General features: G+C 61.1%; 19 protein-coding genes. 2 read left to right on the forward strand and 17 right to left on the reverse strand.

Annotated elements, in window-relative coordinates; translation table 11 throughout:
- Together OQ248_RS15090 and pilB are read right to left on the reverse strand one after the other, a co-directional pair.
- A complete protein-coding gene (locus OQ248_RS15090) occupies positions 1-1,218 on the reverse strand; it encodes a type II secretion system F family protein (protein WP_248743735.1) in 1,218 nt (405 codons plus the stop codon).
- 2 nt (positions 1,219-1,220) lie between these two features.
- On the reverse strand, positions 1,221-2,921 hold the full coding sequence (gene pilB / locus OQ248_RS15095; protein WP_265813212.1) for a type IV-A pilus assembly ATPase PilB: 1,701 nt from the start codon (positions 2,919-2,921) through the stop codon (positions 1,221-1,223).
- Positions 2,922-3,147: 226 nt separating this feature from the next.
- On the opposite strand from pilB, the gene OQ248_RS15100 reads away from it, so the two are divergent.
- Entirely contained in the window at positions 3,148-3,591 is a 444-nt protein-coding gene (locus OQ248_RS15100; RefSeq protein WP_085712162.1) for a pilin, read from the forward strand.
- Between the two features lie 299 nt (positions 3,592-3,890).
- Positions 3,891-4,247: a BON domain-containing protein gene (locus tag OQ248_RS15105; protein ID WP_065261581.1), complete on the forward strand. Its 357-nt coding sequence runs from the start codon at positions 3,891-3,893 to the stop codon at positions 4,245-4,247.
- Positions 4,248-4,415: 168 nt separating this feature from the next.
- Here OQ248_RS15105 and OQ248_RS15110 read toward each other — a convergent pair whose 3' ends face one another.
- The 15 genes from OQ248_RS15110 to dksA form a co-directional block, all read right to left on the reverse strand.
- Positions 4,416-4,712 (reverse strand): DUF2845 domain-containing protein, encoded by a 297-nt coding sequence (locus tag OQ248_RS15110; protein ID WP_114885591.1) that lies wholly within the window; start codon positions 4,710-4,712, stop codon positions 4,416-4,418.
- Positions 4,712-7,663: a DUF748 domain-containing protein gene (locus tag OQ248_RS15115; protein WP_265813213.1), complete on the reverse strand. Its 2,952-nt coding sequence runs from the start codon at positions 7,661-7,663 to the stop codon at positions 4,712-4,714. Before OQ248_RS15115 ends, OQ248_RS15110 begins: the two co-directional genes overlap by 1 nt.
- A 133-nt stretch (positions 7,664-7,796) precedes the next feature.
- Positions 7,797-8,813: a class I SAM-dependent methyltransferase gene (locus tag OQ248_RS15120; protein ID WP_265813214.1), complete on the reverse strand. Its 1,017-nt coding sequence runs from the start codon at positions 8,811-8,813 to the stop codon at positions 7,797-7,799.
- Positions 8,814-8,867: 54 nt separating this feature from the next.
- Complete coding sequence (locus tag OQ248_RS15125) at positions 8,868-9,737, reverse strand: oxygenase MpaB family protein (protein ID WP_265813215.1); 870 nt, start codon at positions 9,735-9,737, stop codon at positions 8,868-8,870.
- A 50-nt stretch (positions 9,738-9,787) separates the two neighbouring features.
- Positions 9,788-11,725, reverse strand: coding sequence for an acetate--CoA ligase (acs, locus tag OQ248_RS15130; protein ID WP_265813216.1), 1,938 nt, complete (start codon positions 11,723-11,725; stop codon positions 9,788-9,790).
- A 114-nt stretch (positions 11,726-11,839) separates the two neighbouring features.
- Positions 11,840-13,504, reverse strand: coding sequence for a glucose-6-phosphate isomerase (gene pgi, locus OQ248_RS15135; RefSeq protein WP_265813217.1), 1,665 nt, complete (start codon positions 13,502-13,504; stop codon positions 11,840-11,842).
- A gap of 357 nt (positions 13,505-13,861) precedes the next feature.
- Positions 13,862-14,722 carry a pantoate--beta-alanine ligase gene (panC, locus tag OQ248_RS15140; protein WP_134828136.1) on the reverse strand — a complete coding sequence of 287 codons (861 nt, stop codon included), beginning with the start codon at positions 14,720-14,722 and terminating at the stop codon, positions 13,862-13,864.
- On the reverse strand, positions 14,719-15,519 hold the full coding sequence (gene panB, locus OQ248_RS15145) for a 3-methyl-2-oxobutanoate hydroxymethyltransferase (protein ID WP_085712154.1): 801 nt from the start codon (positions 15,517-15,519) through the stop codon (positions 14,719-14,721). The genes panC and panB overlap by 4 nt, the downstream gene beginning before the upstream one ends.
- 320 nt (positions 15,520-15,839) lie before the next feature.
- Positions 15,840-16,325 (reverse strand): 2-amino-4-hydroxy-6-hydroxymethyldihydropteridine diphosphokinase, encoded by a 486-nt coding sequence (gene folK, locus OQ248_RS15150; RefSeq protein WP_265813218.1) that lies wholly within the window; start codon positions 16,323-16,325, stop codon positions 15,840-15,842.
- Between the two features lie 3 nt (positions 16,326-16,328).
- Positions 16,329-17,747, reverse strand: a complete 1,419-nt coding sequence (locus OQ248_RS15155) for a polynucleotide adenylyltransferase PcnB (RefSeq protein ID WP_265813219.1) — start codon at positions 17,745-17,747, stop codon at positions 16,329-16,331.
- Positions 17,748-18,481: 734 nt separating this feature from the next.
- Positions 18,482-19,918 (reverse strand): sigma-54 dependent transcriptional regulator, encoded by a 1,437-nt coding sequence (locus tag OQ248_RS15160; protein WP_085712150.1) that lies wholly within the window; start codon positions 19,916-19,918, stop codon positions 18,482-18,484.
- 22 nt (positions 19,919-19,940) lie between these two features.
- Positions 19,941-22,895 carry a sensor histidine kinase gene (locus OQ248_RS15165; protein WP_248740426.1) on the reverse strand — a complete coding sequence of 985 codons (2,955 nt, stop codon included), beginning with the start codon at positions 22,893-22,895 and terminating at the stop codon, positions 19,941-19,943.
- Positions 22,879-23,055 carry a hypothetical protein gene (locus tag OQ248_RS15170; protein ID WP_003176118.1) on the reverse strand — a complete coding sequence of 59 codons (177 nt, stop codon included), beginning with the start codon at positions 23,053-23,055 and terminating at the stop codon, positions 22,879-22,881. Before OQ248_RS15170 ends, OQ248_RS15165 begins: the two co-directional genes overlap by 17 nt.
- A 77-nt stretch (positions 23,056-23,132) precedes the next feature.
- Positions 23,133-24,029 carry a tRNA glutamyl-Q(34) synthetase GluQRS gene (gene gluQRS / locus OQ248_RS15175; protein ID WP_265813220.1) on the reverse strand — a complete coding sequence of 299 codons (897 nt, stop codon included), beginning with the start codon at positions 24,027-24,029 and terminating at the stop codon, positions 23,133-23,135.
- 83 nt (positions 24,030-24,112) lie between these two features.
- A complete protein-coding gene (dksA, locus tag OQ248_RS15180) occupies positions 24,113-24,556 on the reverse strand; it encodes an RNA polymerase-binding protein DksA (protein WP_085712147.1) in 444 nt (147 codons plus the stop codon).
- Positions 24,557-24,738 lie beyond the last annotated feature (182 nt).

Raw genomic sequence — 24,738 nt, forward strand, 5'->3', positions numbered from 1 at the left:
TCAGATCGCTGAGCCGAGTTGGAAGATCGGCAGGTACATGGCCACGACCAGCCCGCCGACGATCACCCCGAGTACCACCATGACGAAAGGCTCCATCAGGCTGGTGAGGTTGTCGACCATGTTATCCACTTCTTCCTCGTAGAACCCGGCCACCTTGTCGAGCATGTCGTCCAGGGCGCCGGATTCTTCGCCGATCGCGGTCATCTGCACGGCCATGTTCGGAAAGATCCCGCTGGTGCGCATCGAGAAATTAAGCTGCATACCGGTGGCCACGTCCTGACGAATGCGCAGCACCGCACGCTTGAACACCACGTTGCCGGTGGCTCCGGCGACCGAGTCCAGCGCTTCGACCAGCGGCACGCCGGCGGCAAACGTGGTCGACAGGGTCCGGGCAAAACGGGCGACCGCGGACTTGTACATCATGGTGCCCACCAGTGGCAGTTTCAGCAGCCAGGCATCGCGTCGGTCGCGCAGGGCCTGTGATTTCTTCAGCGCATGGCGGGTGCCGAAGAACGCCACGATCAGCACACCCAGAATCGCCCACCACCATTGCTGCATGAACTCCGACAGGCCGATGACCATCAGGGTGAACGCCGGCAGTTCGGCACCGAAGCCGGAAAACACCGACTGGAACTGCGGCACCACTTTTACCAGCAGAATGCCGGTGACGACCGCCGCCACCAGAATCACGGCGGTGGGGTAGGTCATGGCTTTCTTGATCTTGGCCTTGAGGCTTTCGCTCTTCTCCTTGTAGGTTGCGACGCGTTCGAGCAGGGTGTCGAGAGCACCGGACTGCTCGCCGGCATCCACCAGGTTGCAGTACAACTCGTCGAAGTATTGCGGCTTCTTGCGCAGGGCTGCGGCGAAGCTGTTACCGGCGGCGACTTCCTGCTTCACCTCGTCCACCAGTTTGCGCATCGCCGGGTTCTCGAAGCCTTCGCCGATGATGTCGAATGACTGCAGCAACGGCACGCCGGCCTTCATCATGGTCGCCATCTGCCGGGTAAACAGGGCGATATCCAGCGGCTTGATGCGTTTACCGAAATTCAGCAACGACGCGGATTTCTTGCGCACCTTGCCGGGGTTGATGCCCTGCTTGCGCAACTGGGCCTTGATCAGCGCGGGGTTTTGCCCGCTCAGTTCGCCGCTGATCCGGCTGCCTTTCTTGTCGGTGCCTTCCCAGGCGTAGACGCTGATTTTCGCTGCCTTGACGGCCATGTTCAGTCCTTGGTGACCCGGTTGATTTCTTCAAGGCTGGTGATGCCTTGCATGGCTTTGATCAGGCCCGAGGTGCGCAGGTCGTTGAAGCCGTCCAGGCGCATCTGGCTGTCGATTTCCAGTGAGTTGCCCTCGGCCATGATCAGCCGCTGCAGTTCGGGCGTGTTCCTGACCACTTCATAGATGCCGGTGCGGCCCTTGTAACCGCCGTTGCATTGATCGCAACCGACGGGCTCATAGATCGTGAAACTGCCGATGCGTTCCTCGGGAAAGCCTTCCTTGAGCAGGGTTTCGCGGGGAATCTCGATGGGCTTCTTGCAGTGGCTGCAGAGTTTGCGCGCCAGACGCTGGGCGATGATCAGGCTGACCGAGGTGGCGATGTTGAAGCCGGGAATGCCCATGTTGTGCAAACGGGTCAGCGTTTCCGCTGCGCTGTTGGTGTGCAGCGTGGACAGTACCAGGTGACCGGTCTGCGCCGCCTTGATGGCGATTTCCGCCGTCTCCAGATCGCGGATCTCGCCGACCATGATCACATCCGGATCCTGACGCAGGAACGAGCGCAGCGCCTGGGCGAAGTCCAGTCCCTGCTTCGGGTTGACGTTGACCTGGTTGATGCCCTCCATGTTGATCTCCACCGGGTCCTCGGCGGTGGAGATGTTGATGTCGACGGTATTGAGGATGTTCAGCCCGGTGTACAGCGACACAGTCTTGCCCGACCCGGTGGGGCCGGTGACCAGGATCATGCCTTGCGGCTGCTTCAGGGCGGCCAGGTACAGCTCTTTCTGCTCCGGCTCGTAGCCGAGGGCGTCGATGCCGATCTGCGCGCTGGACGGGTCGAGAATCCGGATCACCACTTTCTCGCCCCACAGCGTCGGCAGGGTGTTGACCCGGAAGTCGATCGACTTGGTTTTCGACAGGCGCATCTTCAGGCGTCCGTCCTGGGGTTTTCGGCGTTCCGAGATGTCGAGGCTGGCCATGACCTTCAGCCGGGCGGCGATGCGTCCGGCCAGTTGAATCGGCGGTTTGGCCACTTCGCGCAGGATGCCGTCGGTACGCACCCGCACCCGGTAGTTTTTTTCGTAGGGTTCGAAGTGCAGGTCGGAAGAGCCGCTCTTGATCGCATCCAGCAGCATCTTGTGGACGAAGCGCACCACCGGCGCGTCGTCGGCGTCCAGTCCGCCGATGGCGTCCTGCTTGCTGTCATCGACGGATTCGACGTCCAGCCCGTCGAGGTCGACATCGGCCATGTCTTCCAGGCCGGAGGCGTGGGTGTCGAAGAATTTCTCGATGGCGTCGGTGAGCTTGTCGTCCTCCACCAGGATGGCTTCGGTGGTCAGCCCGGTGCTGAACTGGATGTCGTTGATCGCCTGGTGATTGCTCGGGTCGGAGATCCCCACAAACAGTTTGTTGCCGCGTCGCCACAGGGGCAGGGCATGGTGCTGGCGAACCAGTTTTTCGCTGACCAGGCCCTTGGGCTGGGTTTCCTTGTCCAGGCAGTTGAGGTCGAGGAACGCCATGCCGAAATGCTCCGAGGCGATTTCGGCGACCTGCGAACTCTTCACCAGTTTGTTCTGTACCAGATAGCTGACCAGCGACAGGCGATTGCGCTGGGCTTGCTGCCAGGCTTGTTGGGCGCTTTTTTCCGTGAGCAGTTCGGCCTGTACCAATTGCTTGGCCAGACCGCTCAGAGCGATGTCATTCATGGGAATCCCGGATGCAGACAGTTCATGACTTATAGCCTAGTCAAGTGACAGCGCCAAACCGCCTCGGTGCAGGTGACAAAAAGTGTCAGATAGTGCGGTTACAGGTTGTAGGAAACACCGCGATAGCGTGATCGCGCCCAGCCTGCGCGGGTGCGGGCGCTTTGGCACGGGCTGTGCTGAGTCCTGTTCAGATCATGAGATTCCGACTCATGCATGGAGCGTGTCTATGAAGAAACAACAAGGTTTCACTCTGATCGAGCTGCTGATCGTCGTGGCGATCATCGGCATCCTGGCCACCATTGCACTGCCGCAATACACGAAGTATCAGGCACGGTCCAAGGTGACGGCGGGGCTGGCGGAAATCAGCGCGCTGAAAGTGCCGTTCGAGGACACCATCAATCAAGGTACTGACCCGAACAGTACGCTGGTGACCGGTTCCGCAGCTTATGTAACGACCAACTGCGGCACTGTCAGCGTATCGGGTACTGCGAACACCGGGGCAGGCACCATCGTTTGCACCATCGCGAATGCACCGGCGCCTGTGCTGGGCAAAACCATTACGCTGACCCGTACCGGCGGCGCCACCGGTAACGTGGCCGGTGTCTGGAGCTGCGCTTCGACAGTCAACCCTGACTACGCCCCCAAAGGTTGCCCTGGCAGCGGTACTTGATTGCTTGATCCCTGCTCATCAAATGCCCCGCTTTGCGGGGCATTTTCTTTTGCGCGGTGCTTCACAAAAAGCTTCAATCTTTTCAGCGTGTTAGGAACTTTCCCAAAAGCCGCAAGTTGCATGTAGATAATTCAGGGGTCATGCAATTTGCATGATTCCGAGAATTTTCCATTTTATTAACTTATTGATTTATAAGGATTTATTGTATTTTCAAAAGTTGGCACAGCGTTCGCAATATCTCCGGTAACCCTGCTGACAAGACACGCAGCAGACTTTCCAGAAAAACAGGAGTTACTCGTATGAAGAAGTTCGCTATCACTGCCGCTGCTGCTACCGCGCTGACCCTGACCATGGCCACCGGCGCATTCGCACAATCCACCCAGGCGACCCAGGCTCCAATGACTCTGGCTGCCGGTGAAATGACCAAGGCGAAAGAAGCCACTTCCGACACCTGGATCACCACCAAAGTCAAAAGCGACCTGGTGACCGAAAAAGGCATTCCAGGCACTGACATCAAAGTAGAAACCAACAAAGGCGTCGTGTCTCTGTCCTCCACTGTTGCAGTGACAGAAGCACAGAAAAAAATGGCCGTAGACATCACCAAGAAAATCAAAGGCGTCAAAGCGGTCTCCGCTGACGGCCTGAAAGCCGAGTAAGGCAAGACTTCTCGCCTGGACCGGGAGAAGACGCGACAGGCGGGCCGAGCAATACGTCTGCCGCCCTTTAGAGTTCATGCGACCGGCCACACGGAATGTGGCCATTACAGGCCCCGACATTCGTGTCGGGGCCTGTTCTATTTCAAGGGCTGGAAAAGTGCAGAGAAGTCAGTCGCCGCGCTTGCTGTTGATCTGCCGCAGGCGATTGCCTTCGAAGCGCAGGTATTGATACATGCCGTTGCTCGGGCCGTAGGTCCATTCCTCGACCTGAAACTCTTCACGGCGATTGGCGCTGCGCTTGTAGCCCAGCACGTCGCGGCTGACAGGTTCACCGCATTTCTGCAGCACCTCGCTGGCGCGGTCACCGAGGCTGACCAACTGGCTGCCACAGCGCAGGGTATCGGATGCCGAAGCCTGGCTGGCGACGAGCGCCAGCGCGATTGCGGCCAGCCATTGACTGTTCATTACTCGGCGTCCAGATGCATTTGTGTCACCACGCGACCGTCGCTTTCCGCTTCACCAAGATTGGCGTCGATGAAGTACACGCGGTCGTCGGCCAGTTGGCCCTTGTCCACCAGGTAATCCTTGATGCTGCTGGCACGGTCCTGACCGAGCTGGCGCAACAGCACATCGCTGGAGCTCCAGAACTTGATCACATCGGCGCGCATTTTCGCCGTGCGTTCTTCCTTGCCCAGATCCTTCCATTCAGCCGGTGGCTGGGTTTTCAGACGGGTGCGGTAGATACCTTCAAGCAGCGGACCTTTTTCGTTGTCCGGTACCTGGATCAGCGAGGCCTGGGCCGGCACCTTGTCGCCACGGCGCTGGAGCATCTTGTAGTAGTTGTACTGGTATTCGCGTTCCAGGCGCTGCTCGGCAAGCAACGGGCCGTCGCTGCTTTGTGCAGCAGTGCCTTCGATTTCCAGACGCAGGGCCGGACGCTCCTTCAGGGCCTGGGACAATTTGACCAGCGCCGCTTCGGCATCCTTGTTCAGTTCGCTGGAACCTGGTGCGAAGGACACGGTGCCCAGATCTTCCGATCCGCCACCACTGACCAGACCGCCAATCAGCTTGAACGGTGCGGCGGCGGCTTTGACGATCAGGTTGCGCAGGGTCTGCCAGACAATCGGCATCACGCTGAATTGCGGGTTGTTGAGGTCGCCGGTGACCGGCAGCTCGATGGAAATCTTGCCGTCCACGTCCTTGAGCAGAGCAATCGCCAGTTTCAGCGGCAGGCTCACGGCATCCGGGCTGTCGACCTTCTCGCCCAGTTGCAGTTGCTCGACCACCACTTTGTTCTCGGCCTTGAGCTGGCCCTTGGTAATCAGGTAGTGCAGGTCGAGATTGAGCCGGCCCTTGCGGATCCGGTAACCGGCAAACTTGCCGGAGTAGGGAGTCAGGGTGGTCAGCTCGACCCGTTTGAAACTGGTGGCGATGTCGAGGCTGGCCATCGGGTCGAACGGGTTGACCGCGCCTTTGATGGTCACCGGCGCATAACGATCGACCTTGCCCTTGACGTCGACGCTGGCCGGTTTCGCCTGACGACTGTCGATGGTGCCGATCTGGCCGTTGAGCTGCTGGATCGCGGTGGCGAAGTTCGGCGTCAGGCTGAAGTCGGCGAAGTTGGCCGAGCCGTCATTGATCACGATGCCGCCGATGTGAATGCCCAGCGGTTTCGAGTTACTGGCGGGTTTGGCCGCTGTGGTTTTCGTTCCGGAATCGGCAGGTTGAGGGATCAGCAAATCATCGATGTTGGTGGTGCGGTCATCGTTGATCATGAAGCGCGCATACGGCTGGAACAGGTTGATCCTGTCGATCGACAGGCTGTCACCGTGCTGATAATTCAGGCCTTCGACCACCACCTGCTGCCACTTGAGGAAGTCCCGGGTCTTCAGGGTGTCGAGGGTGTGCAACTGATCGACCTGAGCGCGACCGGTGACGCTGAGTGCCAGCGGCTCGGTACTTTTCAGGTTCACTTTCAGGTCGCTGCCGAGCATGCCGCTGCGCAGTTCCAGACGAATGAACGGGTTGATGTAGGACTGGGCGACGCGCAGGTCGATGTCCTGGGTCTTCACGTTGAGCTGGGCGTTGACCGGCGCCAGGTTGACCACGCCGTCGGCGTTGATCTTGCCTTGCTTGCCCAGGCCAGCGTCGAGTTTGACGTTGAAGGGGGAGCCGTTGAGGCTGTCGAAATTCTGCAGATCGACGTTCAGCGGCGTGACATCCAGCGTGACCTCGGGCTTTGCCGAGCGGTCCGCCAGGTGCACTTTGTAGTCACGCAGTTGCACGTCCTTGAGCAGCACTTGCCATGGCTTGCCCGGCGCGGCCGGTTCCGTTTTCGGCGAGTCGGCGGCGGCCGGAGTGCTTTTCGGTTCAGCCGCTGCTTTGGCGGCAGGTTTGGACGGCTGGCTGGCGAACAGTTTCTGCCAGTCCAGTTGCCCGTCCGCTTCGAGGGCGGCCCAGGTTTCGAGTTTCTGGCTGCGGATCTTGCCGACCACCACTTGCTGCTTGGCCAGGTCCACGGTGGTTTCGCTGACGTCGAGGCGGTCGAGTTTTGCCAGCGGACGTCCGTCCGGTGCCTTGATCGCAAACGGCGCAACGCTGACCGCCACGTTGCTCAACAACAGTTCGGTTTCCTTGGACAGGTTGAGCTTGTAGTCGGTACTCAGGCTGACCACGCCGTTTTCCAGCACCAGCGGCACGGCGTCGCGCACGTAGGGCCAGAACGCCTTCATCTGGCCATCGGTGACCTTGAGCGTGCCTTCGGAGGCAATCGGGATCAGGCTGAAATTGCCTTTCCAGTCGATCTGCCCACCAGCCGGGCCGATGGCGACCAGGGTCATGTCGGCGTTGTCTTCAGGCAGGGTGCTGAGGTTGTTCAGTTCGAAATCGAGTTTGTCGTAGAGGAATTCGATCGGCTCGCTCGGGCGTGCATCCTCGAAATGCACGTTGCCACCGGCCAGTTTGATCCGGTCGATACGCAGCGGAAACGGCTTGGCATTCGGATCGGCCGGCGTCGGTTCGCTGGCCGGCAGTTTGAACAGTCCGAGCAGATTGAGTTTGCCGTCCTTGGCGAACAGGATTTCGGTCTTCGGTTTGTCCAGTTCGATGTCGGACAGGTGCAGGGCTTTTGTCCACAGGCTGTCGAGTTGCAGGTTGGCGTACAGGCGTTCGAAACCGACCTGTTCCTTGCCCGGCTCGCCGATGACCAGGCCCCACAGCGTGACTTCAAGGCTGAACGGGTTGAGTTCGATACGCTGGATGTGCGCAGGCACCGTGGCGTAGTTGGCCAGTTGCTGGTTGGCCACGCGGAGCGCGATGCCCGGCAAAATCAGAAACCCCAGCAGGCTGTAGAGGGCCAGAGCAGTCAACAGGGCGCCAATCGCGCGAATCAATCCTTTGGGCATGTGCGGCTTCATCTGTCTGAATCGGAGTGCCTTGGAGTATGGCACGCGATTCCGGTTCCGAAGTACATCGCGCGAGACAGGATTGTTCAGATTTGTCTGTAATTTCTGTAGGAGCTGCCGAAGGCGGCTCCTGCCGGGGGAAAATTCAGAGCTGGAGAATCAGGGTCTTGAGCGGCGGCTGCCCGTCCAGTGAGGGGAAATCCCGGCCCGGGGTCATTACGCTCCATTCGCGCACCGGCCGCCCGGCTTTTTCGGCGCAGCGCAGCACCTGTTCGCGCCAGTCGTCCATGCTGACTTTTGCCAGGTTGTTGCAGCAGATCAGCACGCCGTTTTCGGCGGTGGTCAGCAGGGCTGGCTTGAGCAGGCTCTGATAATCGCGCAGCAGGTCGACGGTGCCGAATGCACTTTTGGCCCACGCCGGTGGGTCGAGCAGCACCAGATCGTATTGGCGTTGTTCGAGGCGTTGATAGCTCGGCAGTTTCTGCCCGCGGCGCTGACTGATCGGCAGACCGGCCAACTGGCGAATCGCCGGGAAGTAATCGGACTGGATGAATTCCATGGTCGGCAGCTGCGGATTGAGCAAACCGTTCTCACGGCCGACTGCCAGGTTGCCCTCGGCGAAATCCAGGTTGCACACCTCGCGGGCGCCGCCGGCGGCCGCGCTGAGGCCGACGCCGCAGGTGTAGGCGAACAGGTTGAGCACGCTTTTGTCCTTGGCGTGATCCTTGACCCAGCCGCGGGTGTTGCGCAGGTCGAGGAACAGCAGCGGATCCTGGCCGGCGTGGCGTCCGCGCACGCGGTAGTTGAGGCCCCATTCGTGGCCGACCAGATCGACCAGCGCTGCATCGTCGGCGCGGTACACGCTGTCTTCGCGGTCGATGCGCGAGTTGCCACGGGAGCGGTCGTTGTAGACCAGCAAGGTTTGCAAGCCCAGCGTTTCGTTCACCGTGGCGTGCAGTTGCAGCAGGTCGGCGAGTTCCAGCGTCTGGTGGAAGCTCTGCACCATCAGTTGCGGGCCGTAGCGGTCGACGGTCAGGCCGCCGGCGCCTTCCTGGCTGCCGTGGAACAGGCGATAGCAATCGGTGCCCTGGCGGTGCAGCTCGGCGAGCAGATCCTGGCGTTGATTGAGGGCGGCGCGCAGCGCCTGATTCAGGGAAGACATGCTTGCGCCTTGCTGGAGGGAATCGGGGCGCGGGAGTTTAGCAGCTACTGAGCTTCATCTCAGCCCCATCCGCCGTTGGGCCCGCTGCACCGAACCATTGCGCATCGCCCAGCGTAGCATCGGTGCGCTGCGTTTGACGCTGGCGCGGATCAGCTGACGTTGCAACGGATTCTGACGGGCATCGAGCATGTCGCTGGCCCAGTCCGGCAGCAGGTCGATGCCGGCCTTCATCATCAGGTCGCCAAACGGCCGTGCCAGCACGCTGGGTGCCGGGGCATCGAGCAGCAGGCGCAGGACTTCGCGGCTACGATCGTCGCACACCAGCTGCGGGCGCATGCGTTGCAGGTAATCGGCCACGGCCTGGCGCGACTTCGGTACATCGCGAGCCCCCAGGCGTTCAGCGACCACGGCGATTTCCGCGTAGTAACGGTCCTGATCCTTCGGTGACAACTGCGGGTTGCGGTAACGCAAATGGGCGGCGAGAAAATTGCTGACTTCGGCCACGTGCACCCAGGTCAGCAGGTCCGGATCGCTGGCCGCATAGGGCCGCCCATCCGGCGCGGTGCCGACGACTTGCAGGTGAATGGTGCGGACTTTCTCGATCAGCCATTCGGCGTCCCGTTTAGAGCCGAACGTAGTGCCGGAGACAAACTGGCTGGTTCGGCGCAGGCGACCGAGCATGTCCTGGCGGAAATTCGAGTGATCCCAGACGCCGGCCAGCGCCAGTGGATGCAGGGCTTGCAGCAACAAGGCGCTGATGCCGCCGATCAACATGCTGCTGAAGTCGCCGTGCACTTGCCAACTGATCGAGTCCGGGCCGAACAGGCCGGGATCGCCCTTGGGATTTTCCAGATCGAGCTGGCCGAGGGACAGACCGGTCAGGCTCATGAGCTGGTTTTCGATACGGCTGCGGATGAATTCCATGGCAACTCAGTGGTGAAGGGCGGCGCGGCCGGTTGACCGCGCCCGTGATTCTACTGGTTAAGGCGCTTGTCGATCAGCCCCTGCACCACGCTCGGGTCGGCCAGGGTCGAGGTATCGCCAAGGCTGTCGAGCTCGTTGCAGGCGATCTTGCGCAGGATCCGCCGCATGATCTTGCCCGAGCGGGTTTTTGGCAGGGCGGGGGCCCACTGGATCAGGTCCGGTTTGGCGAAGCTGCCGATCTCCTTGCTGACGTGGGCCAGCAATTCCTTCTTCAGTTCGTCGTTGGGTTCGGCGCCGTTCATGGGCGTGACGAAGGCGTAGATGCCTTGGCCTTTGACGTCGTGGGGGTAACCGACCACGGCGGCTTCGGCGATGCTGTCATGCAGCACCAGCGCGCTTTCGACCTCGGCGGTGCCGATGCGGTGGCCGGAGACATTGATCACGTCATCGATGCGCCCGGTGATCCAGTAATCGCCGTCCTCATCGCGACGGGCGCCGTCGCCGGTGAAGTAGTAGCCGGGGTAGGGCTTGAAGTAGGTGTCGACCATGCGCTGCGGATCGCCGTAGACGCTGCGGATCTGCGCCGGCCAGCTCGACTTGATCGCCAGCACGCCGCTGCCGGCGCCCTTGATTTCCTTGCCGTGCTCGTCGAGCAGCACCGGTTGCACGCCGAACATCGGCTGGGTGGCGCAGCCCGGTTTGATCCGCTGGGCGCTGACCAGCGGGCTGAGCATGATGCCGCCGGTCTCGGTCTGCCACCAGGTATCGACAATCGGGCAGCGCTGTTCGCCGACCACATTGAAATACCATTCCCACGCTTCCGGGTTGATCGGCTCACCGACGCTGCCGAGCAATCTGAGGCTTTGTCGCGAAGTTTCCTGCAACGGGCCGGCGCCTTCACGCATCAATGCGCGCAGGGCAGTGGGGGCGGTGTAGAAGATGTTGACCTTGTGTTTGTCGATCACCTGCCAGAACCGCGAAGTGCTCGGGTAGCTCGGTACGCCTTCGAAGATCAGGGTGGTTGCGCCGTTGGCCAGCGGGCCGTAGACGATGTAGCTGTGGCCGGTGACCCAGCCGACGTCGGCGGTACACCAGAACACTTCGCCGTCGCGGTAGTCGAGCACGTACTTGAAGGTCATCGCCGCTTGCAGCAGGTAACCGCCGGTGGTGTGCAGCACGCCTTTGGGTTTGCCGGTGCTGCCGGAGGTGTAGAGGATGAACAGCGGGTCTTCGGCGTCCATCGGTTCCGGCGGGCAGTCGTCGCTGACGTCGCGCACGGCCTGGTGATACCAGAGGTCGCGGCCTTCGGTCCAGTCGACCTTGTTCTGGGTGTGTTCGACCACCACGACAGTGCTGACCTTGGGACAGCTTTGCAGGGCCTTGTCGACGTTCTGTTTCAGCGGCACGAACTTGCCACCGCGCACGCCTTCGTCGGCGGTGATCACGGTGCGGCAGTCGGCATCGAGAATGCGGTCGCGCAACGAGTCCGGCGAAAAACCGCCAAACACCACCGAGTGAATCGCGCCGATCCGTGCGCAGGCGAGCATGGCGTAAGCCGCCTCGGGGATCATCGGCATGTAGATGCACACCCGGTCGCCTTTTTTCACACCACGGCTTTTCAGCACGTTGGCCAGGCGGCAGACGTGATGATGGAGTTTGTTGTAGGTGATTTGCGTGGATTCGGCGGGATCGTCGCCTTCCCAGACAATGGCGGTCTGGTCCCCGCGTTTCTCCAGGTGGCGATCGATGCAGTTGTAACTGACGTTCAGTTTCGCCCCGGCGAACCAGGAAGCCTCGCCGGTCTTCAGGTCATAGCGCTGGACGGTCTGCCACGGCGTGCTCCAGTCGAGGAAGCGCGTGGCCTGTTCGGCCCAGAAGGTGCTGGGGTGTTCAATGGATTCGCGGTACAGGCGATGGTAGTCGTCCTGACTCAACTGGGCTGCCCGGCGGACGGCATCGGCTTTGGGGAACGTGCTGATATCGAACATGACGGTTCCTTATTCTTGTTGTGCGACAAGGATAAAGATGCGCCGAGAGCGGGGAGGGTTCAATACCTGTAAACAAACACCCCCTCATGGCGAGGGGGTGTGTTCAGGGCTGGATCAGCCGCGGTGACGGCCGCGGAAATAGTTGATCAGACCTTGAGTGGACGCATCTTCGGCGGCGGTTTCCTCGCTGCCGACCAGGCGGTTATAGACGCCCTTGCCCAGCTCCTTGCCCAGTTCGACGCCCCACTGGTCGAAGGCGTTGATGCCCCAGACCACGCTTTGCACGAAGACTTTGTGTTCGTACATCGCCACCAGCGCGCCGAGACGACGCGGGCTGATGCGCTCGACCACCAGGGTGTTGCTCGGACGGTTGCCCGGGATCACCTTGTGCGGTGCCAGTTTCTGCACCTGTTCTTCGCTCATGCCTTTGTCGCGAAGTTCGGCTTCGGCTTCCGGCAGGGTCTTGCCGAGCATCAGCGCCTGGCTCTGGGACAGGCAGTTGGCGTACAGCCACTGATGGTGGTCGGACACCGGGTTGAAGCTGACGATCGGCACAATAAAGTCGGCCGGAATCAGCTGGGTGCCCTGGTGCAGCAACTGGTGGTAAGCGTGCTGGCCGTTGCAGCCGACGCCGCCCCAGATCACCGGGCCGGTATCGGTCGACACCGGAGTGCCGTCCTGACGCACGCTCTTGCCGTTGGATTCCATGTCCAGCTGTTGCAAGTGCTTGGTGATGTTACGCAGGTAGTGGTCGTACGGCAGGATCGCGTGGCTCTGCGCGCCCCAGAAGTTGCCGTACCACACGCCGAGCAGGGCCAGCAGCACCGGCATGTTCTGTTCGAACGGCGCGCTCTGGAAATGCTGGTCCATGGTGTAGGCACCGGACAGCAGTTCCTTGAAGTTGGACATGCCGATGGCCAGGGCAATCGGCAGACCGATGGCCGACCACAGCGAATAACGACCGCCGACCCAGTCCCACATCGGGAAGATGTTCTCTTCGCGGATACCGAAGGCCACGGCCGCCGCGTTGTTGCTCGATACGGCGATGAAGTGACGATACAGCTCGGCTTCCGAACCGCCCTGGGCCAGGTACCAGGCACGGGCGGCCTGGGCGTTTTTCAGGGTTTCGAGGGTATTGAACGATTTCGACGACACGATGAACAGCGTGGTCTCGGCGCGCAGTTTTTGCGTCAGCTCGTGGAATTCGCTGCCGTCGATGTTCGCCAGGTAATGGCAGCGCACGCCTTTCTGGGCGTAGGACAGCAGGGCTTCGGAGACCAGCTCCGGGCCGAGGAACGAACCACCGATGCCGATGTTGACCACGTCAGTGATCGGCTTCTCGGTGTAACCGCGCCACAGGCCGTCATGGATCTTGCCGACCAGATCGGTGATCTGGTTCAACACCTTGTGGACTTCAGGCATCACGTTGACGCCATTGACCGACAGCTTGTCGGCCACCGGGCGACGCAGGGCAGTGTGCAGCGCCGGGCGGCCTTCGGAGGAGTTGACGATTTCGCCGTCGAACAGCGCCTTGATCGCGCCCTTGAGATCGACTTCGTTGGCCAGGCCCACCAGCAGGTTGCGGGTCTCGGCGTTGATCAGATTCTTCGAATAGTCGAGAAACAGTCCGCAGCTGCTGAGGGTGAACTGAGTGAAGCGCTGCGGATCGGCGTTGAAGGCTTCGCGCATGCTGAAATCCTGCATGGCTTGGCGGTGGTCTTTCAACGCTTGCCAGGCAGGCAGAGCGGTAACGTCATGAGGAGTGCGGTAGTACGCCATCGCTGCGGTTTTCCTTTTTACTTGAACGGCCTTTTGAACACTGAAAAGACCTCCCCGCCATGTTTGGGCGAGGGGGCAACTGCGTCGACACGATTACACGGGCGCAGGGCGAATACAGTAAACCCAGCGCTGCGATCTGTCTTGGCTTCTTCTGACCTGTTACCTGTACTTTTTTAACATCGATAACAGCAGGCGCCGACAGACGGCAGGTAATGCGAGCAAGTCCCTGCTTTCGCGCGCAGTGGATCGGCGGGCAGTTTGCCCGATGGTCAGGTGCCCGGCAATACGATCTGGAAGGGGATGTGGCACGAATGCGGGAGCGAACAGGCTCGCTCCCTCATTCTGCTGTTGCGGTGTTCAGGCGGGGGTATCGAGGTTCAGGTGCAGGTTGTCGATCAACCGGGTGGTGCCGAGGAACGCTGCAACCAGGATCACCAGATCACGATCTTCCGCCGTGGCCGGACGCAGGGTCAGGGCATGGCGGATTTCCAGGTAATCCGGACGCAGGCCGGCGGCTTCCAGCTGTTGCCGCTGGGCCAGGATCAAGGCCGGGAAGTCGCGCTCGCCCTGCTTGATCGACTCGGCAATGCTGCTCAGGGCGCGGTAAACGACGGGCGCCACGGCGCGTTGTTCCTCGCTGAGGAAACCGTTGCGCGAGGACAGCGCCAGGCCGTCGGCGGCACGGACGGTCGGCTCGCCGATGATCTGGATCGGCATGTTCAGGTCATGCACCAGCGCACGGATCACGGCCAGTTGCTGGTAGTCCTTCTGACCGAAGATCGCCAGATCCGGCTGGACCATGTTGAACAGTTTGCTGACCACGGTCGCCACGCCTTCGAAATGCCCGGGACGGCTGGCGCCGCACAGTCCTTCGGAAAGCTGCGGCACGCTGACCCGGGTCTGTCCGGCCATGCCGTCGGGGTACATTTCTTCGACGGTCGGGGCGAACAGCAGGGAGCAACCGGCTTCCAGCAGTTTTTCCTGATCCGCCGCCAGGGTGCGCGGATATTTGTCGAGGTCTTCGCCGGCGCCGAACTGCAGCGGGTTGACGAAAATGCTCGCGACCACGAAGTCCACTCGCTGCTTGGCTTTAGTGATCAACGCGATGTGGCCGCTGTGCAGGTTGCCCATGGTCGGCACGAAGCCGATGCGCTTGCCTTCACTGCGGGCGCGCGCCACGGCAGCGCGCAGTTCACGTACGGTTTTGACGGTGTTCATGCAGAGAATCCGTGTTCGATCCCAGGGAAGGTGGCGGCTTTGACTTCGTTCACATAAGCCTTCAGTGCGGACTGAATGCTGTCCTGGCCCTGCATGAAGTTCTTCACGAATTTCGGGACGCGGCCGCTGATCGACAGGCCGAGCATGTCGTGCAGGACCAGGACCTGACCGTCGGTGTCGGTACCGGCGCCGATGCCGATCACCGGGATTTTCACCGCCTGGGTGATTTCGGCCGCCAGTTCGCTCGGCACGCATTCCAGCAGCAGCATTGCCGCGCCGGCCTGCTCCAGGGAGATTGCGTCGGCGCGCATCTGGCGCGCCTGGTTTTCGTTGCGACCCTGCACTTTATAGCCGCCGAGAATGTTCACGGCTTGCGGGGTCAGGCCCATGTGGGCGCAGACCGGTACGCCGCGTTCGGCCAGCAGGCGGATCGATTCCGCCAGCCACAGCGCACCTTCGACCTTGACCATGTGTGCGCCGGCCTGCATCAGCATGGCGCTGTTGGTCATGGTTTGTTCAAGGGTGGCGTTGGCCATGAACGGCAGGTCGGCCAGGATCAGGGCGTCGGTGTTGCCGCGCTTGACGCAGGCGGTGTGGTAGGCCATTTCCGCAATGGTCACCGGCAGGGTGCTGTCGTGACCTTGCAGGACCATGCCGAGGGAGTCGCCCACCAGCAGCACTTCGACACCGGCCTCGTTGCAGGCGTGGGCGAAGGTCGCGTCATAGCAGGTCAGCATGGTGATCTTTTCACCTTTCTGCTTGAGGCTCTGGAGCGTGGTCAGGGTGATGGCTGGCATGTAAGAAATCCTCGTTCAGGCGCTTTGGAAACTACTGCGAGTAACGCGCGTGATTCGTCATCTATTCAGGCGCACGCTCTTTTGTCGTGCTTATAAGGCCTGGATTGCGCCCTTGTATGCCGGGTTGGCGGCAGCGGGACGCCTATAGTCGTGAGGAGACCTCAGGAAGTCAATTGCATGTGTTACCGCATTGTTACGTCGGGAGTGTTACCGGCGTTACTGATGCGATTCAGCGGGCCGGCGGGCCTGATTTGCGGAGTTTTTGTCCTACAAGAACGCAAAATACGGGAGCAGGTTTGCTCCCGCATCGGCGGTTTGGGTCAGGCGTGGGAGAGGCGTTCGAGGCCGACGAACGGGCAGGCTGCGAGCAGATCGGCAAGGGTGCGGCCGTCGGCCAGGCGCAGATCTTCGGGGGCCAGTTCGGCCAGGGGATAAAGAACGAACGCGCGCTCCTGCATGTGGTAATGCGGGACTTTCAGGCGCGGCTCATTGATCAGACGGTCACCGAACAGCAGGATGTCCAGGTCCAGCGTGCGCGGGCCCCAGCGTTCCAGGCGCTCGCGACCCTGGCCGTTTTCGATGGCTTGCAGGGCATCGAGCAGTTCCAGCGGGGCGAGTGTGCTGTCGAGTGCCGCAACCGCGTTGGTGTAACGCGGCTGACCCGGCAGCAGCGAGTCGCTCTGGAAAAAGGCAGAGACACCGACCAGTGCTGTACTCGGCAGCTGTGACAATGAGTCGACCGCGCTGCGCAGTTGTTCGGCCGGGTCAGCCAGGTTGCTGCCCATGCCGATGTAGATGCGTTCCATGCCTTATTCGCCCGTAGCGCCCGTAGCGCCCGTAGCGCTCGGTGCGCCGGCGCGTTTGCGCTTGGAACCGCTGCTGCGGCGACGCTTGCGCGGAGCACCGCTGGCGCCGTCTTCCTTGCCGCTGAGGTCGCGGATCATGTCGCGGCGCTCGCTGTCGTTGGCGTCCTGATAGTCGGTCCACCATTCGCCCAGGCCATCGGTCTGCTCGCCGGCGCTTTCACGCAGCAGCAGGAAGTCGTAGCCAGCGCGGAAGCGCGGATTGTCCAGCAACAGGTCGGCGCGTTTGCCGCTGCGGCGTGGCAGGCGTTCCTGCATGTCCCAGATCTCGCGGATCGGCATGGTGAAACGTTTTGGAATCGCAATGCGCTGGCACTGTTCGGCGATCAGCTCGTGGGCGGCTTCCTGCATCGCCGGAATCGGCGGCATGCCACGTTCCTGCAGACGCAACACGCGGGCTGGCAGGGCAGGCCACAACAGGGCGGCAAACAGGAACGCCGGGGTCACCGGTTTGTTCTGCTTGATCCGCAGGTCGGTGTTGGTCAGTGCATCGCTGATCAGCGTGTGAGTGTATTCCGGGTTGTATTCCAGCGCATCGGCGCTGGCCGGGAACAACGGCGCAAACAGTTGCAGGTCGACCAGCATCTCGAAGGTGATGGCGCCATGGCCGGAGAGGAACAGCTTGAGCACTTCCTCGAACAGGCGGGCCGACGGAATTTCGCGCAGCATCGGTGCCAGGTCGCGGATCGGCTGGACGGTGTGTTTTTCGATGCCGAAGTTGAGTTTGGCGGCGAAACGCACGGCCCGCAGCATCCGTACCGGGTCTTCCTGGTAGCGCTGTTTCGGGTCGCCGATCAGGCGGATCAGATGATTGCGGATGTCGTGCACGCCGTTGGCGTAATCGAGAATGCGCTCGCTGACCGGATCGTAATACAGGGCATTGATGGTGAAGTCGCGACGTTGCGCGTCTTCTTCCAGGGTGCCGTAGACGTTGTCGCGCAGAATGCGCCCGCTTTCGTTGCGCGAAGACTGGTTGCTGTCTTCGTCGTCTTCGTTTTGCGGGTGGTTGGCGCGGAAGGTCGCGACCTCGATGATTTCGCGACCGAAATGGATGTGCACCAGCTTGAAGCGGCGGCCGATGATCCGCGCATTGCGGAATTCGGCGCGAACCTGCTCGGGAGTGGCGCTGGTGGCGACGTCGAAGTCTTTGGGCGTGATGCCCAGCAGCATGTCTCGCACGCAGCCGCCAACCAGGTAGGCCTGGTAGCCGGCGCCCTGCAGACGTTCGACGATGTTGACCGCGTATCGGCTGAATTGCGCCTTTTGCAGCGAGTGTTGGCCGCTGTTGAGGACTTCAGGCGTGCTACGGATGTGTTGCGTACGACGCAGGGGAGTTCGGAATGACTGGAACAGCTTCTTCAGCATGGGATGCACTGTTTGAAGGAATGTTCGGCCATACCAGAGAATGACCGCATGATGGGCGGGGATTCTAGCATTTAGTCGAGGGATGGTGTAGGACGCTGCCGATTTGCGCTGCAGGCCGCAGGCTAGAGGGGTGAAGATGCGTCAGGAGGGGAGATTTTCCCGGGAGGGAGAAACTACAAGGGGAGCCGAAGCTCCCCAAGAAGTAGTTGCGTGCTCTTTTTATTATTGATTCGGGCTTCTTGTTTTTGTTGAGCGCCCTCGCCATGAAGCTTTTCCTTCATGACCCTCCCAATCGGGAGCCAAGAGCAAACGGATTGCTTTGGTCGCTGAATTGCAGTGATCTCTCGATCCAACCAGTACAGGCTCTGTCTTAGGACAGTTTTTGTTGTTCTCAGCCTGGTCGTGGGGCAAGCCCCAAATACAACGCCTCTCCAAAAGAATCAGTTAGCTGCGCCTCTCGCCGTCTTGTTTTTATTGTGCGTGAGTCGATTCGTCTTATTTTTATTGTCTTGTGCATTGCTTGTTATTGTTCTTGTACCAAACATATAGCAGGGGCCGTGCCAACTTTTGCGAACCCCAATAAAACAAGGGGTTAGGTCGATATAACCGTTTTCGCGGGGCGAAAAAAAGCCGGGGTTTCGTTACCGATAACCCCGGCTTCTGTTACGTGAAAAGACTGAGGTAACAGTTTTTTCACATCCTCAACCGTTACCCGCACACTCGACAGGTATCGTTCAGCTCTCGCTGGCGACCCCGGTCTTGCGCCGTGGAATCCCCAGACGCTGGCGGCGTTCCCACAGGCATTTGCGGCTGACGCCCAGTTTGCGCGCCAGTTCGGTCTCGGTCATGTGGTCCTGGTGCTCGAGCACGAAATGCTGGAAGTAGTCTTCCAGCGACAGGTCTTCGGTCGGCTCATGGCTGCTGTTGCTGGCGTTACCGGCCGGTTGCGCCGGCAGGCCGATGAACTCGTCGTCCTCCAGATCCCCCAGTTCGATGTCGATGCCCAGCAGGTCGGCGGAAATTTCCGGGCTTTCGCTCAGGATGACGGCGCGCTCGACGGCGTTTTCCAGTTCTCGCACGTTACCCGGCCACGAATAGTGCCGGATCGCCTGTTCGGCATCGGCGGCAAATTTCAGGTCGGTGCGGTTAATGCGTGCGCTCTGGCGAGCGAGGAACGCATTGGCGATTTCGTTGACGTCGGCGCCACGCTCACGCAGGGCCGGGAGTTTCAACGCGATCACGTGGAGGCGGTAATACAAGTCCTCACGGAACTGGCCGATTTTCGCCAGGCTCTTGAGATCACGGTGGGTCGCTGCGATCAGTCGGACATCGACTTTCTGTGACTGCACCGAGCCGACCCGGCGAATTTCGCCTTCCTGCAATACGCGCAACAGGCGGGCCTGGGCTTCCAGAGGCAGTTCGCCAATCTCGTCGAGGAACAGCGTGCCGCCGTCCGCCGCTTCCACCAGACCGGCACGACCGGCGCTGGCACCGGTGAATGCACCTTTCTCGTGACCGAACAGCTCGGACTCGATCAGGCTTTCCGGAATGGCGGCGCAGTTCACCGAGATCATCGGTGCCTTGGCGCGTTTCGACAGATTGTGCAGGGCGCGGGCCACCAGCTCTTTACCGGTGCCGGACTCGCCCTGGATCAGGACATTGGAATCGGTCGGGGCGACTTTGCGGATCTTGCCGTAAAGATCCTGCATCGGTGGGCAGGAGCCGATGATGCCGATCTCGCCGTTGCTGTTGTCTGTGGCGGATTTGCCGTTGCCGTTGGCAGTTTTGCCGGTAACGACTTCACCGGCAGCCGGCGCCGACTGGCGATCACGCAGGATCCGGGCGACGGCCTGAAGCATTTCATCGTGGTCGAAAGGCTTGGCGATGTAATCCACCGCGCCCATCTTCATCGAATCGACCGCCGAACGCAGGCTGGCGTAGCTGGTCATGATCAGCACCGGCGTGCCCTGGCCGAGCTTGATCAGCTCGGTGCCCGGAGCACCCGGCAGACGCAAGTCGCTGACGATCAGATCGAATGTGGGAATACTGAAGCGTTCTTGTGCTTCCTGCACTGAACCGGCTTCGCTGACCTGGTACTGGTTGCGCTCCAGCAGGCGGCGCAAGGCGGAGCGGATAATGGTTTCGTCTTCGACGATCAAAATGTGCGGCATTGATTCGATACTCTCGACGGTCTCAGTTCACAGCGGACGTCGCTTCGACATGACGCGGCAATGTCACCCGGATACGGGTGCCGCGCTGGCTCTGAACATCAGCCGGGCTGTCGATGGTGATTTGTCCATAATGCTCTTCAACGATGGAATAGACCAGTGCAAGGCCCAGACCGGTGCCTTCGCCAGGATCCTTGGTGGTGAAGAAGGGTTCGAACAATCGGTCCATGATGCTCGATGGAATACCGCTGCCTTCGTCCTCGACGATCAGATCGACCGTGTGTTCGCCGGCTTCGCTCTTGACCCGCACCGCACTGCCGGCAGGCGAGGCGTCACGGGCGTTGGAGAGCAGATTGATCAGCACCTGAGCGAGCCGCTGCGGGTCGCCTTCGACCCAGTGATCGGGGTCGCACAGGTTGTAGAACTGGACTTCGAAATTGCGCCGGTTCAGGGCCAGCAGACCAATGGCATCCTGAGCCACCTCCGCCAGACAGACGGGCTCGTCACTGTGCTGATGGCTGCCGGCGTGGGCGAAACTCATCAGCGACTGCACGATGCGTGACACGCGTTTGGTCTGTTCGAGGATCTGGCCGCTGATTTCCGTCAGTTCGCCATCTTCTTCGCGTTCTTCCCGAAGGTTTTGCGCAAGGCAGGCGATGCCGGTGATCGGGTTGCCGATTTCATGGGCCACGCCCGCCGCGAGACGACCGATGCTGGCCAGACGTTCGGAGTGCACCAATTTGTCTTCGAGCATCTGGGTTTCGGTCAGGTCTTCCACCAGCAACACAAGGCCGCTGTTGCCCGGTGCCAGCGGCTCGTCGATGGCCGCTTTGTGCAGGTTCAGCCAGCGGGTCTGGCCGTCGAGGGCCAGGTGCTGTTTGTGCAGGTGCTCGTCGGGCAGGTTGATGAAGCCTTGCAGCAATTCTTTCCAAGGATTGGCGATGGTACTCAGACGCGAGCCGACGACTCGTTGCGCGGCAATCCCGGTCAGCTCTTCCATGGCCTTGTTCCACATCAGGATCTCCTGATCCTTGGCCAGCGAGCAGACGCCCATCGGCAGTTCCTGCAAGGTTTGGCGGTGGTAGCGGCGCAGGGCGTCAAGCTCGGCGGCCAGGCCGGTCAGGCGCGAGTGGTAATCCTCAAGGCGACTTTCAATGAAGTGGATGTCTTCGGTGACGTAATTTTCGCCGCCGGCCTTGTACGGCAGGAAGGTTTCCACCATGTCCTGGGCCACGCTCGGGCCCATCAGACCGGAGAGGTTGGCTTCGATCCGGTCGCGCAGTCGACGCAAGGCGTAAGGGCGGCGTTCATCGAACGGCAGATAGAGGTCGCGCAGGGCCTGTTCGACTTCCTTTTGCGCAGCCTTGGCGCCCAATGGCTTGGCCAGTTGCGTGGCGAATTCCTGGGGCGAGGCGGCGTGCAGTTCGCGGCGTTGCGGACGACGCACGTTATCCACAGCGCAGGCTTCGGCGGCGCTGGCTTCTTCGGGGCTGGCATTGGTGAACAGCGAAATCAAAGTGAACATCAAGACGTTGGCCGCCAGCGAGGCGATGGCCGCCATGTGCCAGCTTGTGTCGTCCAGCACGTAGATCATGTTCAGCAGCGGAATGTAGAAACCCTGCAGATTGCCGACCAGCGGCAGCAGCATGGTCACCACCCACACCAGAATCCCCGCCAGCAGCCCGGCGATGAAGCCCCGGCGATTGGCGGTCGGCCAGTACAGAACCGACAGCACGCCGGGCAGGAATTGCAGGGTCGCGACGAAGGCGACGATGCCGAGGTTGGCCAGATCCTGCTCGGCGCCGAGCATCAGGTAGAAGCAGAAGCCGGCCATGATGATTGCGACGATCAGCGCCCGGCGGGTCCATTTCAGCCAGCGATAGATATTGCCTTCGGCCGGTGGCTGGTAGAGCGGCAGCACCAGGTGGTTCAGGGCCATGCCCGACAACGCCAGCGTGGTGACAATGATCAGGCCGCTGGCCGCCGACAGGCCGCCGACATAGGCAAGCAACGCCAGCGACTTGCTGTTGGCGGCGATGCCGATGCCGAGGGTGAAGTATTCCGGATTGGTGGTCGCGCCGAGTTTCAGGCCGGCCCACAGAATCAGCGGCACCGCCAGGCTCATCAGCAGCAGGAACAGCGGCAGGCCCCAGCTCGCGCTGACCAGCGAGCGCGGGTTGAGGTTTTCGGTGAAGGTCATGTGATACATGTGCGGCATCACGATCGCCGAGGCGAAGAACACCAGCAGCAACGTGCGCCACGGGCCTTCCTGCAGCGGCGTGTGCAGGGCGGCGAGGGCGGTCTGGTTCTGCAGCAGCCACAGTTCAAGTTGTTGCGGGCCGTCGAACACACCGTACAAGGCATAGAGGCCGACGCCGCCGAGAGCGGCCAGTTTGATGACCGATTCGAAGGCAATCGCGAACACCAGACCTTCATGCTTTTCACGGGTGGCGATATGGCGCGAGCCAAAGAAGATCGTGAACAGGATGATCAGCGCACAGAACGCCAGGGCCACACGATTCTGCACCGGCTCGCCGGTGAGGATGCCGATGGAATCGGCCACGGCCTGGATCTGCAACGCCAGCAGCGGCAATACGCCGATCAGCATGAAAATCGTGGTCAGCGCACCGGCCCAGGTGCTGCGGAAGCGGAAGGCGAACAGGTCCGCCAGCGACGACAGTTGATAGGTGCGGGTGATCTTCAGGATCGGATACAGCAACACCGGCGCCAGCAGAAACGCGCCGGACACCCCGAGATAGCTGGACAGAAAGCCGTAGCCGTACTGGTAGGCCAGACCCACCGTGCCATAGAACGCCCACGCACTGGCGTAGACCCCCAGCGACAGCGTGTAAGTCAGCGGATGGCGAATGATCGCCCGCGGGATCATGCCCCGTTCACTGATCCACGCCACGCCGAACAACGCGGCCAGGTAGGCGGCGCTGATCAGCAGCATCTGGGTCAGGCTAAAGCTCATCGGCATCTTTTTGGCTCTGCAGGATGAAGGTCACGACGATCAGGATCAGCCAGAGCAGATAAGGGCGATACCAGGCGCCCGTGGCGTCGATCCACCAATCCATGATGGCGGGAGAAAACAGGTAGATCCCCACGACCAGAAGCAGGACCAAGCGATAGATGTACATCCCGGCCTCTCTTTTTTATGCGCGTGCCCGAAAACGTGCGGCGATGGTAACGGATGGGCGCGCCACTGCAAGTGTCGTCACAGCAGTTGCGCTTCGGGCAGGGTCAGTGTGCGCGGGATTTTCGAGGCATCCCAGTGGGCGCAGCCCCATTTCAGCAGCTCCTGCGGCGAGGCGTGGGCCAGCTCAGGTCCCGGCTCTTGGCCCAACGCACGTAAGGCTCTCAGCAACAATGGCGTGGCCTGATCGGCCTCCAGAGGCGGCGAGCGGTAGGACTTGCCGAGCTTGTTGCCGTCCGGCTGGATAATCAACGGCAGGTGCAGGTAGCGCGGCTGGCGCAGGCCCAGCAGTTCTTGCAGGTAGAGCTGGCGCGGCGTCGAGTCGAGCAGATCGGCGCCGCGCACGATGTCGGTGATGCCCTGCCACGCATCGTCCAGCACCACCGCCAGTTGATAGGCGTAGAGGCCGTCGCGGCGGCGGATCACGAAATCCCCCACGTCGCGTCCCAGGTGCTGACGGTATTCGCCCTGCACCCGGTCAATGAAGTGATATTCCAGCTCCGGCACGCGCAGGCGGATCGCGGCGTCTTCCTGACCATGGCCGGCATTGCGGCACAGTCCCGGATATATGCCGTGATAAGGCTCCAGTTGTTTGCGCGAGCAGGTGCAGGCGTACGCCAGACCGTGATTGAACAGGCTGTCGAGCACCTGGGCGTAGGCTTCGTGTCGATCGCTCTGGCGGACCATTTCGCCGTCCCATTCGAAGCCGTAGCTTTCCAGGGCTTTGAGAATCGCGGCTTGCGCCCCCGGTTCTTCCCGGGGCGGATCGAGATCTTCCATGCGCACCAGCCAGCGGCCGTTCACCGAGCGGGCATCCAGATAAGAGGCCAGCGCCGCTACCAGCGAGCCGAAGTGCAGGTGTCCACTGGGAGTCGGGGCGAAGCGGCCGATGTAGGCGGGGGAAGTGTTGGCAGTCATGAGGGCGATGTTACTTGAAGAGTAAAAAACGGCAGAAACAAAAACGGAGCGTTCGCACGCTCCGTTTCTCGTTCAGGTCGGGATTACTTGCCGACCTGCTTTTCCTTGATTTCCGCAAGGTTCTTGCAGTCGACGCACATGTCGGCGGTCGGACGGGCTTCGAGGCGCTTGACGCCGATCTCGATGCCGCAGGAGTCGCACCAGCCGTACTCTTCGTCTTCGATCAGTTGCAGCGTCTTGTCGATCTTCTTGATCAGTTTGCGCTCGCGGTCGCGGGCACGCAGCTCAAGGGCGAATTCTTCTTCCTGGCTGGCACGGTCGGCCGGATCAGGGAAGTTGGCTGCTTCGTCTTTCATGTGATCAACAGTGCGGTCGACTTCCTGCATCAAGTCCAGTTTCCACTTGGTCAGGATCTTGGTGAAGTGCGCGCGCATGGGCTTGCCCATGTACTCTTCGCCTTCGGCCGGAACGTAAGGTTCGAAACCGCTGATCGCCTGTTGCTGCTGTTGCTTTGCTTGGGTGGGCATGAAATGGACCGCCTCTACTCTTGTAATCCATTGCGCAGGATTGCTCCATCACCGACACCTGCCGGCCCTGCGGCTGCAAGCGGGCGAACTTACCAGATCAATTCGGCCCGCGCTACTCCCGGATGTCGAGCCCGCGGCCGGTGGTGCCTGCAAATGTTTGCCAAGCCATGTCTGGTGGTGCT

Origin of the sequence: Pseudomonas sp. COW5, from assembly GCF_026240005.1 — a bacterium.
GTDB classification, from domain to species: domain Bacteria; phylum Pseudomonadota; class Gammaproteobacteria; order Pseudomonadales; family Pseudomonadaceae; genus Aquipseudomonas; species Aquipseudomonas kribbensis.